Below are 17235 nucleotides of genomic sequence, written 5' to 3'. Positions count from 1 at the left end.
GGGCGGCCGGGCCGCCGGTGCGGCAGCGGAAACCGGGCGGGAGCCTGGGCCACCTGGCCCCCGCCCGGGGTCTGTGGGGCGTTCCTCAGAACTCGTCGTCGAAGGAGACCGACCCCTCCACCGCCACCTGGTAGGCCGAGGGGCGGCGTTCGAAGAAGTTCGTCAGCTCCTGGACGTTCTGCAGCTCCATGAACGAGAAGGGGTTGCCGGACCCGTAGCGCTCCGGGAAGCCCAGCCGGCGCAGCCGCTGGTCGGCGACGGCCTGGAGGTACTCGCGCATGGAGTCGGTGTTCATGCCCGGCAGGCCGTCCCCGCACAGGTCGCGCGCGAACTGCAGCTCCGCCTCGACGGCCTCCTCCAGCATCGCCGTCACCTGCTTCTCCAGCTCCGCGTCGAAGAGCTCCGGCTCCTCCTGGCGCACGGTGTCCACCACGTCGAACGCGAAGGACATGTGCATCGACTCGTCGCGGAACACCCAGTTGGTCCCGGTGGCCAGCCCGTGCAGCAGCCCGCGCGAGCGGAACCAGTAGACGTAGGCGAACGCGCCGTAGAAGAACAGTCCCTCGATGCAGGCGGCGAAGCAGATCAGGTTGAGCAGGAAGCGGCGCCGGTCCTCGCGGGAGGCCAGCTCGCCGATGTTCTCCACGGCGTCCATCCAGCGGAAGCAGAACTGCGCCTTCTCCCGGATGGAGGGGATGTTCTCCACCGCGGCGAAGGCCGCCGCGCGCTCGTCGTGGTCGGGCAGATAGGTGTCCAGCAGCGTCAGATAGAACTGGACGTGCACGGCCTCCTCGAACAGTTGCCGGGAGAGATACAGCCGCGCCTCGGGCGAGTTGATGTGCTTGTAGAGCGTCAGCACCAGGTTGTTGGCCACGATCGAGTCCCCGGTGGCGAAGAACGCCACCAGCCTGCTGATCATGTGCTGTTCGCCCGGGGTGAGCTTGGCCAGGTCGGCGACGTCCGAGTGGAGGTCGACCTCCTCCACGGTCCAGGTGTTCTTGATCGCGTCGCGGTAGCGCTCGTAGAAGTGCGGGTAGCGCATCGGGCGCAGCGTCAGTTCGAAACCCGGGTCGAGCAGGTTCTTGGCGGCTGTCGGGTCGCTCGTCGTCATTACTGGCATGCCTCGCAGGACTCGGGGTTTTCCAGGGAGCAGGCGAGGGCCTCGTCGGCCGTCGCGGGAGCGGGAGCGGGCGCGGGAGCGGGCACCGAAGCGGTGGCTCCGGCCGCCTGCGCGATCCGGGTCGCGGGGCGCGACCGCAGGTAGTACGTGGTCTTGATGCCGCGCTTCCAGGCGTAGGCGTACATCGAGCTGAGCTTCCCGATGGTGGGCGAGGACAGGAAGAGGTTCAGCGACTGGCTCTGGTCCAGATACGGAGTGCGGGCCGCGGCCATGTCGATCAGCGCCCGCTGCGGGGTCTCCCAGGCGGTCCGGTAGAGCGCGCGGACCTGCGCGGGTACCCACTCCAGCTCCTGCACCGATCCGTTGGCCTCGCGCAGCGCCTCCCGAGCGCGTGCGTCCCACAGCCCCAGCCGCTTCAGCTCCGCGACCAGATAGGTGTTCACCTGGAGGAACTCGCCGCTGAGCGTCTCGCGCTTGAACAGGTTGGAGACCTGCGGCTCGATGCACTCGTACACCCCCGCGATGGAGGCGATGGTCGCCGTCGGCGCGATCGCCAGCAGCAGCGAGTTGCGCATCCCGGTCCGGGCGATCCGCTGCCGCAGCGCCTCCCACCGCTGCGGCCAGGCCCGCTCCCCGGCCGTCGCCGGATAGTGGTCGGGGTGCAGTACGCCGCGCGCCGTACGGGTCGCCTCCCACGCCGACAGTGACCCGTGCCGCTCGGCCAGCTCCGCCGAGGTCTCGTAGGCGGCCAGCATGATGCGCTCGGCGATCCGGGTGGACAGCTCGCGGGCCTCCGGGGAGTCGAAGGACAGCCCGAGCCGGAAGAAGACGTCCTGCAGGCCCATCACTCCCAGGCCGACCGGCCGCCAGCGGGAGTTGGAGGCGGCGGCCTGACCGGTCGGATAGAAGTTGATGTCCACCACGCGGTCCAGGAACGTGACCGCCGTGCGGACGGTGGCGTCCAGCCGCTCCCAGTCCATCCGGTCCAGCGGCGCGCCGCCGCTCTCCTCGCTCAGGTGCGCGGCCAGGTTCACCGAGCCCAGGTTGCAGACGGCGGTCTCCCCGTCGTCGGTGACCTCCAGGATCTCCGTGCACAGGTTCGAGGAGTGCACGATGCTGCCCGGTTCCGCGGTCTGGTTGGAGGTGCGGTTCGCGGCGTCCTTGAACGTCATCCAGCCGTTGCCGGTCTGTGCGAGGGTGCGCATCATCGCGCCGTAGAGCTGCCGCGCCGGCAGCCGCTTGACCGCGCGCCCCTCGGCCTCGGCGCGGCGGTAGGCGGCGTCGAACTCCTCGCCCCACAGGTCCACCAGCTCCGGCGTCTCGGACGGGGAGAAGAGCGACCACTGCTCGTCGGCCTCGACCCGGCGCATGAACTCGTCCGGGATCCAGTGCGCCAGGTTGAGGTTGTGGGTGCGGCGCGCGTCCTCCCCGGTGTTGTCCCGCAGCTCCAGGAACTCCTCGATGTCCGCGTGCCAGGTCTCCAGGTAGACGCAGGCCGCCCCCTTGCGGCGGCCGCCCTGGTTGACCGCGGCCACGGACGCGTCCAGCGTGCGCAGGAACGGCACGATGCCGTTCGAGTGGCCGTTGGTGCCCCGGATCAGCGCCCCGCGGGAGCGGATCCGGGAGTACGACAGGCCGATGCCGCCCGCGTGCTTGGACAGCCGCGCGACCTGCTGGTAGCGCTCGTAGATCGAGTCCAGTTCGTCCTGGGGGGAGTCGAGCAGGTAGCAGGAGGACATCTGCGGGTGGCGGGTGCCGGAGTTGAAGAGCGTGGGGGAGGAGGGCAGATAGGCGAGCGAGCTGGTGAGCCGGTAGAAGTCGGCCACCTCCGCGAGGGCCTGCGGCGACTCGTCGGCGGCCAGTCCGCAGGCCACCCGGAGCAGGAAGTGCTGCGCTGTCTCGACGGGGCGCCGGGTGGTCGGGTGCCGGAGCAGATAGCGGGAGTGGACCGTCCGCAGCCCGAAGTATCCGAACCGGTCGTCGGCGCCGTCCTCGACGGCCTCCCGCACCAGCGCGTCCAGCCGGTCGGCGTGCCGGCGGACGAACGCGTACGTACCGTCCGCGATCAACCCCTCCGCGTGGCCCAGCGCCACCGCGTCGGAGAACGAGACGACGCCTTCCGCGGCTACCTCGTCCCGGATCGCGAGGGTCAGCAGCCGCGCCGCCAGCCGGGAGTACGCGGGGTCCTCGCTGATGCGGCTGGCCGCGGACTCGATGGCCAGCGTGCGCAGTTCCACCGCGTCCGCGCCCGGTTGCCTGCCGCGCAGCGCCGCGGCCAGCACCGGCTCCGGGTCCGCGTCCGGGAGGTCGGCGGTGAGTGCGGCGAGGGTGGCGCGCAACGCGGCGGCCGGAAGGTCTTCCCCGGCATCGTCCCCCGTGGCGCTGCCGGGGGTGGCGGGTGCCGGAAGGGTGGGGGCGGTGGTGACGGTCACGCGGTGCTCTCCCTCGCTGCTCACTGGCCGTGGGCAGCGGCACGGAGGGAGAGGCGCGCGCCCGGCCGCCCCGGTGGGGCACCGAGCCCGGTTCCGGGCCCGGACCCCTGTTCAGGGCACGGCGCGCTCCGCCCACCGGTCCAACCCACGAGACCTGGACGTTCATCAGGCCGCCGCCGGCAGGTACTCGGACTCGCGGGCGGGCTCACGCCGGCCCCTCACCGTTGCGGGACAGTTCCGGATTCGCACCGGATTCCCCTGCATCGAGGGCGACAGCCGTGAGACACCATACATCTTGTGCTCGGCCCAAGCAGGCACCCCATATCTTGTGCCCGCCTGGGGTCGTGTCCGGCAACGGCTTCAGCGCTCCGCAGCGCCCGGGCGTGGCGCGGCGTACGGGTACGAGGACCGGCCCCACCCGGACCGGGTGCGGGGCGCTGCCCGGGCGGGCGAGCGTTCACAGGCGCAGCGCGTAGGCCCACAGTGTGATGCCCGGTACCGGACTCCAGTCCCGGTCGGGGTCCCGGCGGAATCCGAGGCGCCGGTAGAGCCGGTGGGCGGCGTGCATGGTCGGCTGGGTCGAGAGCACCAGCCCCGAGAGACCCAGCGCACGGGCCCGTGCGGAGCAGGCCGTCACCAGCGCCTCACCCACCCCGCGTCCGCGCGCCGGCTCGCGCACGCCGAGCATCCGGAACTCGCCCTCTCCCTCGCGCGCCCGCTCCGCGAAGGGCCCGCCCCGGCCGACGAAGGTGACGGTGCCCAGCAGTTCGCCCTGGTGCCCCTCGGCCACGAGCAGCTCCGCGTGCTCGGCGCGGCCCGCCGCGTCCCGCAGGGTCTCCAGATACGGGTCCGCCTCGCCGAGGTCCAGCAGCCCGCCGCTCAGGTAGGCCCGGGCGACCAACTCGCCGAGCTCCGGGTACTCCTCGGGCCTGGCGGCTCTCACGGTGATGTCCATACCGGTCATCATCTGCCACCCCACCGACACCGCGGGCCCGCACCGACCGCCGGGACGGCTTCCGCCGGGACGGTCGGCGGGGCCGCGCAACCGCATCCGGCAGCCCCGCGCGACCGCACCCGGCGCCGCTGCGCAACCCCGCTGCGCCGCCGTGCAACCCCGCTGTGCCGCCGTGCAACCGCACTGCGCGGCCGTGCGCTCAGCAGCAGCGGAAGCCCTCGCGCGGGTCGCCCTCGCGGGCGTCGGTGCGGCGCCGCTCGAACTCCTTCCTGCTGGGGACTTCCGCGTCCGCGCCCTGGTGCCGGCGGACATGGGCCACATACCGGTCGTAGGCGCTCTCGTCGGTCAGCTCGCGCACATACCAGCGCACCCAGCGCCCGGCCCGCAGCACCGGGCGCACCATCCGGTCGGCGGCGGCCGCGCTCACCGGGAGTCCCCGTCCGCTCCGCCGCCGGACCGCCCGGCGGCGGCCGACCCGGCCATCCCGGCCATCTCGGCCTTCTCCTCCTTGGTGGCGATCAGCCCGGCGGGCGCCGTCAGCGTCGACTTCCGGTAGGGCGCCTCGCGCATCCGGGTGCCCTCCGGGTCCCGCACCGCGCGCACGCAGGTGCGGGCCGCGTCGGCGAGGACGACGACGACCAGCAGCGCGAAGAGCGCCGAGAGGACGCCGTCCACCGTCGAGTTGGTGACCACGGTGTGCATGTCGTCCATGCTCTTGGCGGGGGCGATGACCTTCCCCTGGTCGATGGCCTCCTGGTAGTCGGCGCGCTGCTGGAAGAAGCCGATCTTCGGGTCGGTGGAGAAGACCTTCTGCCAGCTCGCCGTCAGTGTGACGACCGCGTCCCACGCCAGCGGTACGGCCGTGACCCACGCCCACTTCAGCCGACCGGACTTGACCAGCAGTGTGGTGCAGACCGCCAGGGCGACGGCGGCCAGGAGCTGGTTGGCGATGCCGAAGAGCGGGAAGAGCTGGTTGATCCCGCCGAGCGGCTCGTGGACGCCCACCCACAGGAAGTAGCCCCACAGTGCCACGATGACGGCGCTGGACAGCAGCAGGCCGGGCCACCAGCTCACCCGGCGGAAGGGCTTGTAGACGTTGCCGAGCATGTCCTGGAGCATGAACCGGCCCACGCGGGTGCCGGCGTCCAGGGCGGTCAGGATGAACAACGCCTCGAACATGATGGCGAAGTGATACCAGAACGCCTTCATGCCGGAGCCGCCCACGACCTCCGAGAAGATGTTGGACACCCCGATCGCCAGGGTGGGCGCGCCACCGGTCCGGGAGAGCAGCGACTGCTCCTCGACGGCCTTGGCGGCGGCGGCCAGTTGGTCGGGGGAGATGCTGTACCCGAAGCTGCGCACCGCCTCGGAGGCGGCTTGCACGTTGTCGCCGATGACTCCGGCGGGCGCGTTCATCGCGAAGTAGAGGCCCGGGTCGATGATGCTGGCGGCGACCATCGCCATGATGGCGACGAACGACTCCATCAGCATCGAGCCGTAGCCGATCATCCGGATCTGGGTCTCCTTCTGGATCATCTTCGGCGTGGTGCCCGAGGAGATCAGCGCGTGGAAACCGGACAGGGCGCCGCAGGCGATGGTGATGAAGACGAACGGGAAGAGCGAACCGGCGAACACCGGCCCGTCGCCCACCCCCGCGAAGTCGGTGATCCCCGCCATCTTCAGCGTCGGCAGTGTCACCACGACGCCGACGGCCAGCAGTCCGATGGTGCCGATCTTCATGAACGTCGAGAGGTAGTCGCGCGGCGCCAGCAGCATCCACACCGGGAGGATGGAGGCGATGAAGCTGTAGACCAGGATCCAGATGACCAGGGTGCCGGGCTCCAGCGTGAAGGTGTCCGCCCAGGACGACTCGGCGACCCACCGTCCGGCCACCAGGGCGAACAGCAGCAGCGCGATGCCGATCAGCGAGACCTCGGTGACCCGGCCGGGGCGCAGCACTCGCAGATAGAACCCCATGAACAGCGCGATCGGGATCGTCATACCGATCGAGAAGGTGCCCCAGGGCGACTCGGCCAGCGCGTTGACGACCACCAGCGCCAGCACCGCCAGCAGAATGATCATGATGGCGAGGACGGCCAGCAGCGCCGCCGCACCGCCGACCGGGCCGATCTCCTCGCGCGCCATCTGGCCCAGCGACTTGCCGTCCCGCCGCATGGAGAAGAAGAGCGTCACCATGTCCTGGACGGCACCGGCGAGGATCACGCCGACGACGATCCAGATCGTGCCCGGCAGGTATCCCATCTGGGCCGCCAGCACCGGGCCCACCAGCGGTCCGGCGCCCGCGATGGCGGCGAAGTGGTGGCCGAGCAGCACGCGCCGGTCGGTGGGGTGGAAGTCGATGCCGTTGTCGAGCCGCTCGGCGGGCGTGGCCCGCGTCCTGTCGACGCGCAGCACCCGGGTGGTGATGAAGCGCGCGTAGAAGCGGTAACCGATGGCGTAGGAGCCGAGTGCGGCCGCCACCATCCACGCGGCGGAGACTTCCTCGCCGCGGGCGAGCGCCAGCATGGCCCAGCCTGCCGCGCCGATCAGCGCGACGGTGGTCCAGACGGCTATGGACCGTGGACTGAGCTTGCCGGCCGGCTGTGCAGTGCTGGGCACGCGCGTCCCTCCTCGAGCTCACCTGCGCACCATTCGAGGTGGCGCGCCTACCACGACGGCAGGCCGACCGTAGAACACCGACTTGATCAGCGCCATACCTCAGGAGGGGGGAACCGCGTTCCGGCGGGCGCGGAACGGGGAACCGGTGGCGCAACTCCACCGGTTGCGGTGGCCGGTGGCCGGTGGCCGGTGGCCGGTGGCCGGTGGCCGGTGGCCGGTGGCGGGGCGGCGCGGTCAGGCCGTGGGGCGCTGGAGGTTGGCCACGAACTTGTAGCGGTCGCCGCGGTAGACCGAGCGCACCCACTCCACGGGTTCCCCGGCGGTGTCCCGGGAGTGCCGCGAGAGCATCAGCATCGGCAGTCCGACGTCGGTGCCCAGCAGTCCGGCCTCGCGCGGGGTGGCCAGCGAGGTCTCGATGGTCTCCTCGGCCTCCGCCAGGTGGATGTCGTAGACCTCGGCGAGTGCGGTGTACAGGGAGGAGTACTTGACCAGGCTGCGGCGCAGTGCGGGGAACCGCTTCTGGGACAGGTGGGTGGTCTCGATCGCCATGGGTTCGCCGCTGGCCAGCCGGAGCCGCTCGATGCGCAGGACGCGCCCGCCCGCGGGGATGTCCAGCAGCACGGCGAGCCGGTCGTCGGCGGTGACGTAGCCGATGTCCAGCAGTTGCGAGGTGGGTTCGAGTCCCTGGGCCCGCATGTCCTCCGTGTAGGAGGTGAGTTGCAGCGCCTGGGAGACCTTGGGTTTGGCGACGAAGGTGCCCTTGCCCTGGATGCGCTCCAGGCGCCCCTCGACGACGAGTTCCTGGAGCGCCTGCCGCACGGTGGTGCGCGAGGTGTCGAACTCGCTGGCCAGCGTCCGCTCGGGCGGTACCGGGGTGCCCGGCGGCAGGGTCTCGGTCATCTCCAGCAGGTGCCGCTTCAGCCGGTAGTACTTGGGCACGCGCGCGGTGCGGGCCGCCGATCCGTTGCCGCTCGCGGATCCGGTGTCCGCCGCGGCCGGCGCGACCGCGCCGCCCCCGTCCGTGCTCATGGCCCGCCTTCCCGACTCCTGTGGTGCTGCCGTCACCGGCTTCCTCCGTGTTGCGTAGCGGCTCACATCGTGGCACGGCCCCGGTCCGGGCGGGCGTCCCAGCTCAGATGTCGTTCCGATAACGGAACCGACAGCGAGCTTTATACACCGTTGACACCCCTAAAGGTCTAGGCCAAGCTCTCTTCATCTCATTGGTCTAAACCAACTCCGTCCGGAAGCCACTCCGGATTTGCGGTGCGGAGCGTTCCAGTGTGCAGGGGAGAATGCTGTGGTACGCATACATAGGGGCCTCATTGCCGCGGCCGGTGTCGCGGTGCTGATGGTGAACGTCGCGGCCTGCGGGTCGGACGACGACAAGAAGGACGGCCCCGAGAGCTTCAAGGGCCAGACCCTGACCCTCTGGGCGATGGACGGCTCCACGCCCGATCAGTGGACCAAGGACGTCAAGGCGGCCTTCGAGAAGAAGACCGGCGCCAAGCTGAAGCTGGAAGTCCAGCAGTGGAACGGCATCCAGCAGAAGATCACCACCGCCCTCTCCGAGTCCGACCCGCCGGACGTGATCGAGGTCGGCAACACGCAGACCCCGGCGTACGCCCGCACCGGCGGACTGGCCGATCTCGGCGACCTGAAGAAGGGGCTGGGCAAGGACTGGACGCCCTCCCTCAACAAGTCCGCGGTCTACGACGGAAAGCAGTACGCAGCACCCTGGTTCGCCGTCAACCGCACGGTCATCTACAACAAGAAGATCTGGTCCGAAGCGGGCATCAAGGGCACGCCCAAGACCCGCCAGGAATTCTTCGACGCGCTCGAGAAAATCGGCAAGAAGACCGACGCCGAGCCCCTCTACATGCCCGGCCAGAACTGGTATTTCCTGGACGGCCTGCTCATCGGCCAGGACGCCGACCTGGTGAAGAAGAAGGGCGGCAAGTGGGTCTCCAACCTCGCCGACCCCAAGGTCGGCAAGGCCATGGACCTCTACAAGAAGTACGCCTCCTACTCCGATGCGCCCAAGGACAAGGACGAGGCCACCCCGCAGCAGGCCGAGGTCTTCGCCAAGGGCAAGACCGGCGCCTTCATCGGACTGAGCTGGGAAGCGGCCACCGCGATCAAGGCCAACAAGAAGATCGAGAAGGACATCGGCTACTTCACCATCCCGGGTGAGACCGCCGACGAGCCCGAGGGCGTCTTCCTCGGCGGCTCGAACCTCGCCGTCGCGGCCGGCAGCGAGAAGCAGGAGCTCGCCAAGGAGTTCCTGAAGATCGCGCTGTCCGACAAGTACGAGGGCGAGCTCGCCGAGGAAGGCGGGGTCATCCCCAACAAGTCCGCGCTGCAGAGCAATCTGAAGGGCAACCCCGCCGCCGAGGCCGCCGCGCCCGCGGTCGAGGGCGGCGGTCTGACGCCGCTCATCCCGGAGTGGGGTGCCGTGGAGAACCCGCCCAACCCGATCAAGACCTATATGACGTCGGTCCTGAAGGGGAAGTCGCACGCCGACGCCGCCAAGGCTGTCGAGGGCGAGATGAACAAGAGGCTGTCGCAGAAGCAGTGACCCGTTCGCCAGGGCGGGGGTGGGGGCGGTGCCAGGCACCGCCCCCACAACCGGGTGGGAGTTTGAATGTCTGTGAAAACCGATGAGGCGGCGCCTCCTCGCGGCAGGACGCCCGTCAGGACGGTGGAGGTGGCCGGCCCGCCGCCGCGCGCCGGCCGGCTCGCCAGGAAGGGCACACTGCCCTACCTCCTGCTGCTGCCCGCCCTCGGGCTGACCGCGGTCTTCCTCGGGTATCCGCTGGTCACCAACGGCATGTTGTCGTTCCAGAACCTCAACATGACGCAGTTGATCCAGCATGTCACCGAGTGGAACGGGTTCGAGAACTACGCGGACACGCTCGGGAACGACACCTTCTGGCGGGTCACCCTGCGGTCGGTGATCTTCACCCTCGTCAATGTCGTCGTGATCATCGTGGTCGGCACCCTCGTCGGACTGCTGCTCGCGCGGCTCGGGTCCAAGATGCGGCTGCTGCTGTCGGTCGCCCTGGTGCTGGCCTGGGCGATGCCGATCATCGCCGCCACCACCGTCTACCAGTGGCTGTTCGCCCAGCGGTTCGGTGTCGTCAACTGGGTGCTTGCCAAGATCGGCTTCGACTCGATGGCCGACTACAACTGGACCGGGACGCAACTGTCCACGTTCTTCGTCATCTCGCTGCTGCTGGTGTGGACGTCCGTCCCGTTCGTCGCGATCAACCTCTACGCCGCGACGACGACCATCGCCAAGGAGCTGTACGAGGCCGCGGCGCTGGACGGCGCGGGGGCCTGGCAGAGCTTCAAGAACGTCACCTTCCCGTTCCTCAAGCCGTTCCTGATGGTCGCGACGTTCCTCGAAGTCATCTGGATCTTCAAGGCGTTCCCGCAGGTGTTCGCCATCAACCAGGGCGGTCCCGACCGGCTCACCGAGACGCTGCCCGTGTACGCGTTCGTGGAGGGCGTCGGCAACCAGCACTACGGAGCCGGTGCGGCGATCTCCGTCCTGACGATCCTGATCCTGCTGGCCCTGATGTCCTACTACCTGCGGCTGGTGATCCGGCAGGAGAGCGCGGACGAGGCCGAGGGTTCCGAGAAGAGCAAGGGGGGCAGGGCCTGATGCGACGGTCACTGCTGGGCCGGATATGGCCGAACGCGACCGCACTGGTGCTGTTCGCGGCGTTCGCCTTTCCCGTGTACTGGATGTTCAACACGGCGTTCAAGCCGAACGGGCAGATCATCAGCGAGGACCCCGTCTGGTTCCCCACCTCGCCCACCTTCGAGCACTTCAGCACGGCGGTCAACGCCGAGAACTTCTGGACGCTGGTCCGCAACTCCGTCACCGTCACGGTGCTGGCCGTCGGACTCTCACTGCTCGTGGCGCTCTTCGCCTCGTTCGCGCTCGCCCGGATGCGCTTCAAGGGCCGCAAGGGCATCCTGCTGACCTTCATGGTCGCCCAGATGGCGCCCTGGGAGGTCATGGTCATCGCGATCTACATGATCGTGCGCGACGCCGAGATGCTGAACAGCCTGGTGCCGCTCACGCTCTTCTACACCGTCATGGTGCTGCCGCTGACGATCATCACCCTGCGTGGCTACGTCGCCGCCGTGCCCAAGGACCTGGAGGAGTCGGCCATGGTCGACGGCTGCACCCGGCTCCAGGCGTTCCGCCGGGTGATCTTCCCGCTGCTGGCCCCCGGCCTGATGGCCACCTCGCTGTTCGGGTTCATCACGGCGTGGAACGAATTCCCCCTGGTGCTCATCCTCAACAAGGACGACGAGGCGCAGACGCTGCCGCTGTGGCTGTCGAAGTTCCAGACCGCCTTCGGCGACGACTGGGGTGCCACCATGGCGGCCGCCTCCCTCTTCGCCGTGCCGATCCTGCTGCTCTTCCTCTACCTCCAGCGCAAGGCCGTCGCCGGCCTGGCCTCCGGCGCGGTCAAGGGATAGGGCGAGGAGCAGAAGGACACGGGACACAGGGACCACAGGGACCACAGGGACCACAGGGACCACAGGGAAACAGGCACCACTGTGCGACACCGCCGCCCGACCCCATGGCACAGCAGTGAAGTGAAGGGACACCGCGCCGCATGACCACCTCACTCCGAGCCTCCGACACCCTCACCCGCGACGCCCTCGCCGTCCTCCAGCCCGGCTTCGCCGGGACCTCCGCACCCGCCTGGCTGCTGCGGCACCTGGAGGAGGGCCTCGCCTCGGTCGGCCTGTTCGGGCGGAACATCGAGTCCGCCCAGCAGCTCGCCCTGCTCACCGAGCAGCTCCGCGACGTCCGCCCGGACCTGCTGGTCGCCATCGACGAGGAGGGCGGCGACGTCACCCGGCTGGAGGTGCGGACCGGCTCCTCCTACCCCGGCAACCTCGCCCTCGGCCGCGTCGACGACCCGGACCTGACCCGGGCGGTGGCGTTCGAACTCGGCAGCAGGCTCGCCGCGGCCGGCGTCAACCTCAACTGGGCGCCCTCCGGCGACGTCAACTCCAACCCGGACAACCCCGTCATCGGTGTGCGCTCCTTCGGCGGGGACCCGCACCTCGTCGCCCGGCACACCGTCGCCTACGTCGAGGGCCTCCAGGCGGCCGGGGTCGCCGCCTGCGTCAAGCACTTCCCCGGGCACGGGGACACCGCCGTCGACTCGCACCACGACATGCCCCGCATCGACGCCGATCTGGAGACGCTCCGGACCCGCGAGCTGGTCCCGTTCGCCGCGGCGGTCGAGGCGGGCAGCAAGTGCGTGATGAGCGCCCACATCCTGCTCCCGGCGCTGGACGCCGCGCGCCCCGGCACCCTCAGCCCCGCGGCGCTGACCGGGCTGCTGCGGGCCCCCCGCGACCAGGGGGGCCTGGGCCACCAGGGGCTCGTCGTCACCGACGGAATGGAGATGCGGGCCATCTCCGCCACCTACGGCCTCGAACGCGGCAGCGTCCTCGCGCTCGCCGCCGGGGCCGATGCCATCTGCGTCGGCGGCGGACTGGCCGGCGAGGACACCGTGCTGGGGCTCCGCGACGCGCTGGTGCGCGCGGTGCGCGACGGCGAGCTGGCCGAGGAGCGGCTGGCCGACGCCGCGGCACGGGTGCGCGGCCTGGCCGCGTGGGCGCGGGGGGTGCGGCGGTCGGACACGGGGGGTCTGGCCGACCCCGCCCTCCGCGCGGACCGGGCCGGTGCCGAAGCGGGCATCGGGCTGGAGGCGGCGCGGCGCGCGCTGGTGGTGACCGGGCTGGAGCGCTACCGCCGTCCGGCCGGGCCGCTGTACGTCGCGGCGCTCACCTCGGTGGCCAACATCGCGGTCGGCGACGAGACCCCCTGGGGGCCCGCCGCCGAGCTGGAGCGGATGGTGCCGGGCACCCGGACGGGCACCTACCGGGCCGCCGACGGGGACGTCGGCGCCGCGGTGCTCGCCGACGCGGGGGAGCGGCCGGTCGTCGTGGTCGTCCGGGACCTGCACCGCCACCCGTGGACTGCGGACGCGGTGGCGCGGCTCGTCGCCGCCCGCGAGGACACCGTGGTGGTCGAGATGGGCCTGCCCCAGGCGCCGCCGCAGGGCGCCCTGCACATCGCCACGCACGGTGCGGCCCGGGTCTGCGGACGGGCCGCGGCCGAGGTCATCGCCCGCGGCTGAGACCCGGGACTGAGACCCGGGACTGAGACCCGAGGCTGAGACCCGGGGCAAAACGTGCCCAACCGCCACGCCGTAGGATCGAACCGCGACCGCACGCGAACATCACCCCTGGGAGGGACCCGCATGTCCTCGAACGCCCCGTCCGAGCCGGGCACCGTCATGTCCGGTGAGATGGCCGAGCAGCCGGCCGTGCTGCGCCGCATCCTGGACGAGGGCGCTCCCGCCATCCGCGAGGTGGCCGAGCGGATCGCCGCGAAGAACCCGCGCTTCGTCCTGCTGACGGCGCGGGGCACCTCGGACAACGCCGCGCTGTACGCGAAGTACCTGCTGGAGATCCAGCTCGGCAAACCGTGCGGGCTGACCTCCATGTCGACGACGACCGCGTACGGCGCGCGCCCCGACCTCACCGACTGCCTGGTGATCACCATCAGCCAGTCCGGCGGCAGCCCGGACCTGGTGGCCTCCACGGAGGCGGCCCGGGAGGCGGGCGCGATCACGCTCGCCGTCACCAACAACGCCGACTCGCCGCTCGCACGGGTGAGCGAGTTCCATATCGACGTGCTGGCCGGCCCGGAGAAGGCGCTGCCCGCCACCAAGACCTACACCGCCGAGCTGCTGGCGCTCTACCTGTTCGTGGACGGCCTGCGCGGTGGCGGAGGCACCGAGGCCGCCAAGGCGCTGCCCGAGCTCGCCGAGGCGGTGCTGGAGCGCAGGGCCGAGGTCAAAGCGCTGGCGGCGCGCTACCGGTTCGCCGAACGCATGGTGCTCACCTCGCGCGGCTACGGCTACCCGACGGCCAAGGAAGCCGCGCTGAAGCTGATGGAGACCAGCTACATCCCGGCGCTCTCCTACTCCGGCGCCGATCTGCTGCACGGCCCGCTGGCGATGGTGGACAACATCTCGCCGGTGATCGCCGTGGTCGCCGACGGCAAGGGTGGCGAGGCCCTGCAGCCGGTGCTGGAGCGGCTCCGGGACCGGGGGGCCGACCTGGTGGTCATCGGCCGCCGCGAGGAGGTGGAGCGGGCGTCGGCCGGCTTCGCGCTCCCCACCGAGGGACTGCCCGAGGAACTGCAGCCCCTGATCCAGATTCTGCCCCTGCAGATGCTCGCCTACGAGGTCACCATGGCGCGCGGCCAGGACCCGGACGCGCCCCGCTCCCTCGCCAAGGTCACCGAGACCCGCTGAACGGGGGGCGCGGCATGGCGCAGCCGTCCATGAAGCAGGCGACCACTGCCGACGGCCTGGTGGAGCAGCTCATCGACGTCGGGGCGACCGCCGTGCGCCGGGGCTTCGTGCTGGCCAGCGGCGGCAATCTGTCGGCCCGGCTGCCCGGTTCCGAGGAGTTCGTGGTCACGGGCGCGGGCACCTGGCTGGACCGGCTGGTGCCGGAGGACTTCACCGTCATGAACCTGGCGGGTGAGATCGTCGCCGGCAACCCGGAGCCCTCCAGCGAGTGGAAGCTCCACCAGCGCACCTACCGGGTGCGCGAGGACGTCAACGCGATCGTCCACATGCACCCGCAGCACGCCGTGCTGGTCGACGCGCTCGGCCACGAGATCCGGCTGCTGACCCTGGACCACGCGGTGTACGTGCGGTCCGTGGGCCGTACCGACTTCTATCCGAACGGCTCGGACGAACTGGCCGACACCGCCGCCGAGCAGGCCAAGGAGCACAACTGCGTGCTGCTGGCACACCACGGCTGCTCGGCGCTGGGGGAGAACGTCGGGATGGCCTTCCGCCGGGCGATGAACCTGGAGGAGGCGGCCACGGCCACCTACCGCGCGCTGTTGCTGGGGGACCGCACGACGCGCTTCCCGGTACCGGCGGACGAGGCGATCCGGCACGCCTGAGCCATGGCCGGCGTCGCGGGAACCCGTCCCGCGACGCCGGGGTCCCGCGGGGCACCGGAGGCCGGTCGGAGGCCGCGGAAGGGCGCAGCGATGCCGATGGTCCCGGAGGCGGGGGAGGCGGGGGAGCGGCCGTGAGCGGCCCGGAACGCGCCTCGGGCCCGGAACGCACTACGGGCCGCGGCGCCGGTACGGGACCCTCAACCCGTCCGGCACCGCAGCCCGGAGCTGCAAGGCCCCGGCGCTGTCAGGGCAGAGAGCGCCGCGGGCCTCGATCCGCCCTCCTGTGCGGGGAGGACAGAAGTTCTTCCGGAAGGATTCTGGACTAGACCACGGCTGTCTGTCTACGGATCGGCCGTTTCCGGCTCTCCGTGGCCTCCGTACCCGGCCCACCGGCGCCGGGTACGGACCCGGGCGGGGTCGGTCGGCGTCGGCCGGCGCGGCAGCCTGCCGTACCCTCGGCCCCGTGCCCTCCATGAACGACCTCGTACGCCAGCACACCGCCCTCTCCGCCGTGGAGCTGGAGTGGCTGCACCTGCTGGTGTCCGAGTGGCAGCTCCTCGCCGACCTCTCCTTCGCCGACCTCGTGCTGTGGGTGCCCACACTGGACGGCACCCGCTACGTCTCGGTCGCCCAGATGCGGCCGAACACCGGTCCCACCTCGCACCAGGACGACATGGTCGGCCATCTGGTGCCCCGGGGGCGCCGTCCGCTGCTGGACGCCGCGCTGGACGAGGGCCGGATCGTGCGGGAGGGGGACCCGGAGTGGCGCGAGGAGGTGCCGGTGCGGGTCGAGTCCATCCCCGTCCGCCGCGAGGGCCGGGTCCTGGGGGTCATCGCGCGCAACACCAACCTGCTGACGGTCCGCACCCCCAGCAGGCTGGAGCTGACCTATCTGCAGAGCGCCTCCGACCTCGCACAGATGATCGCGGCGGGCAGCTTCCCGTTCCCGGGGCACGAGGTGGACATGGACCACGTCCCGCGTGTGGGGGACGGGCTGATCCGGCTGGACGCGGACGGTCATGTGCAGTACGCCTCTCCGAACGCGCTGTCCGCCTACCACCGGCTGGGACTGGCCGCCGATCTGGTCGGGCTGCACCTGGGCGAGGCCACCGCGGAACTGGCTCCGGCCCGGGGGGCGGTGGACGAGGCCATGGTCAAGCTGGCCAGCGGCTGGGCGCCCCGCGGAGCCGAGGTGGAGGCCAACGACTGCATCGTGCAACTGCGCGCCATCCCGCTCAAGCCCAAGGGCATGCGGATCGGTTCGCTCATCCTGCTGCGGGACATCACGGAAGTGCGCCGCCGCGAACGCGAGTTGATCACCAAGGACGCCACCATCCGGGAGATCCACCACCGGGTGAAGAACAACCTCCAGACGGTGGCCGCACTGCTGCGCCTGCAGGCCCGCAGAATGGACTCGGAACAGGGCAAGGAGGCGCTCGGCGAGGCGGTGCGGCGGGTCGGCTCGATCGCCATCGTGCACGAGACGCTGTCCCAGAACCTGGACGAGCGGGTGGACTTCGACGAGATCGCCGACCGGGTGCTCGCGATGGTGGCGGAGATCTCACCCGGCCGGATCACCGGACGCCGGACGGGGCGCTTCGGCATCCTCGGCGCCGAGGTCGCCACCCCGCTGTCCATGGTGCTCACCGAGGTCCTGCAGAACGCCATCGAGCACGGTTTCGGCGCCGAGGAACAGGGCGCCGTCGAGGTGCACGCCGTGCGCGGAGCGGCCACCGGGCAGGACGGGGCGCGGCTGCTGGTGACGGTGCAGGACAACGGCCGCGGTCTGCCCGTTGACTTCGACCCCAGGAGCGGCGGGAACCTCGGGCTGCAGATCGTCCGGACGCTGGTGGAGGGGGAGTTGGGCGGCACGTTCGACATGCTTCCCGGCAGCACGGGCGGCACCCGGGTGCTGTTCGACCTCCCGGTGGCCGCGAGCTAGCGTCCCGCGGCGTCCGGGACCCGGTCCGGCGGAGAAGCGACGAAAGCGCCGAACCCCCCGGTCCCTGGGCGAGGACGGGGGGCTCGGCGCTTCACGCTCTGCTTTGAGTTGTGCGGGAGCTCCGCGTGCTGCTGGGCGCTC

Annotated in this window: 13 protein-coding genes and 1 riboswitch; of the genes, 7 read left to right on the top strand and 6 right to left on the bottom strand. The window is 70.9% G+C overall.

Features of this window, described 5'->3' with window-relative positions:
* Window positions 1–85: 85 nt before the first annotated feature.
* The 6 genes from BMX65_RS19550 to BMX65_RS19525 form a co-directional block, all read right to left on the bottom strand.
* On the bottom strand, window positions 86–1111 hold the full coding sequence (locus tag BMX65_RS19550) for a ribonucleotide-diphosphate reductase subunit beta (RefSeq protein WP_107437528.1): 1026 nt from the start codon (window positions 1109–1111) through the stop codon (window positions 86–88).
* On the bottom strand, window positions 1111–3552 hold the full coding sequence (locus tag BMX65_RS19545; protein ID WP_075001638.1) for a ribonucleoside-diphosphate reductase subunit alpha: 2442 nt from the start codon (window positions 3550–3552) through the stop codon (window positions 1111–1113). Before BMX65_RS19545 ends, BMX65_RS19550 begins: the two co-directional genes overlap by 1 nt.
* 161 nt (window positions 3553–3713) lie before the next feature.
* Window positions 3714–3848, bottom strand: a riboswitch (cobalamin riboswitch).
* A 161-nt stretch (window positions 3849–4009) separates the two neighbouring features.
* Window positions 4010–4507, bottom strand: a complete 498-nt coding sequence (locus tag BMX65_RS19540) for a GNAT family N-acetyltransferase (protein WP_075001823.1) — start codon at window positions 4505–4507, stop codon at window positions 4010–4012.
* Between the two features lie 199 nt (window positions 4508–4706).
* Window positions 4707–4910: a YbdD/YjiX family protein gene (locus BMX65_RS19535; protein WP_079171998.1), complete on the bottom strand. Its 204-nt coding sequence runs from the start codon at window positions 4908–4910 to the stop codon at window positions 4707–4709.
* Window positions 4911–4930: 20 nt separating this feature from the next.
* On the bottom strand, window positions 4931–7033 hold the full coding sequence (locus BMX65_RS19530) for a carbon starvation CstA family protein (RefSeq protein WP_244905675.1): 2103 nt from the start codon (window positions 7031–7033) through the stop codon (window positions 4931–4933).
* Window positions 7034–7360: 327 nt separating this feature from the next.
* Window positions 7361–8155, bottom strand: a complete 795-nt coding sequence (locus BMX65_RS19525; protein ID WP_075001636.1) for a GntR family transcriptional regulator — start codon at window positions 8153–8155, stop codon at window positions 7361–7363.
* 277 nt (window positions 8156–8432) lie between these two features.
* Between BMX65_RS19525 and BMX65_RS19520 the strand changes: the two genes are divergently transcribed.
* The 7 genes from BMX65_RS19520 to BMX65_RS19490 all read left to right on the top strand — a co-directional run bounded on the left by BMX65_RS19520 (window position 8433) and on the right by BMX65_RS19490 (window position 17094).
* Window positions 8433–9701, top strand: a complete 1269-nt coding sequence (locus BMX65_RS19520) for an extracellular solute-binding protein (RefSeq protein WP_075001821.1) — start codon at window positions 8433–8435, stop codon at window positions 9699–9701.
* 66 nt (window positions 9702–9767) lie between these two features.
* Window positions 9768–10790 (top strand): carbohydrate ABC transporter permease, encoded by a 1023-nt coding sequence (locus tag BMX65_RS19515; protein WP_075001635.1) that lies wholly within the window; start codon window positions 9768–9770, stop codon window positions 10788–10790.
* A complete protein-coding gene (locus tag BMX65_RS19510; RefSeq protein ID WP_075001634.1) occupies window positions 10790–11620 on the top strand; it encodes a carbohydrate ABC transporter permease in 831 nt (276 codons plus the stop codon). Before BMX65_RS19515 ends, BMX65_RS19510 begins: the two co-directional genes overlap by 1 nt.
* 140 nt (window positions 11621–11760) lie before the next feature.
* Complete coding sequence (locus BMX65_RS19505; RefSeq protein WP_075001633.1) at window positions 11761–13302, top strand: glycoside hydrolase family 3 protein; 1542 nt, start codon at window positions 11761–11763, stop codon at window positions 13300–13302.
* Between the two features lie 123 nt (window positions 13303–13425).
* Complete coding sequence (locus BMX65_RS19500; RefSeq protein ID WP_075001632.1) at window positions 13426–14487, top strand: SIS domain-containing protein; 1062 nt, start codon at window positions 13426–13428, stop codon at window positions 14485–14487.
* A gap of 14 nt (window positions 14488–14501) precedes the next feature.
* Window positions 14502–15152: a class II aldolase/adducin family protein gene (locus tag BMX65_RS19495; RefSeq protein ID WP_079171985.1), complete on the top strand. Its 651-nt coding sequence runs from the start codon at window positions 14502–14504 to the stop codon at window positions 15150–15152.
* Window positions 15153–15624: 472 nt separating this feature from the next.
* Window positions 15625–17094, top strand: a complete 1470-nt coding sequence (locus BMX65_RS19490) for a sensor histidine kinase (protein ID WP_075001631.1) — start codon at window positions 15625–15627, stop codon at window positions 17092–17094.
* Window positions 17095–17235 lie beyond the last annotated feature (141 nt).

It is taken from the genome of Streptomyces qinglanensis, assembly GCF_900111245.1.
Classification (GTDB): domain Bacteria; phylum Actinomycetota; class Actinomycetes; order Streptomycetales; family Streptomycetaceae; genus Streptomyces; species Streptomyces qinglanensis.
The sequence above is the reverse complement of the archived record's forward strand: the minus strand, read 5'-3'. Positions and strand labels throughout refer to the sequence as shown.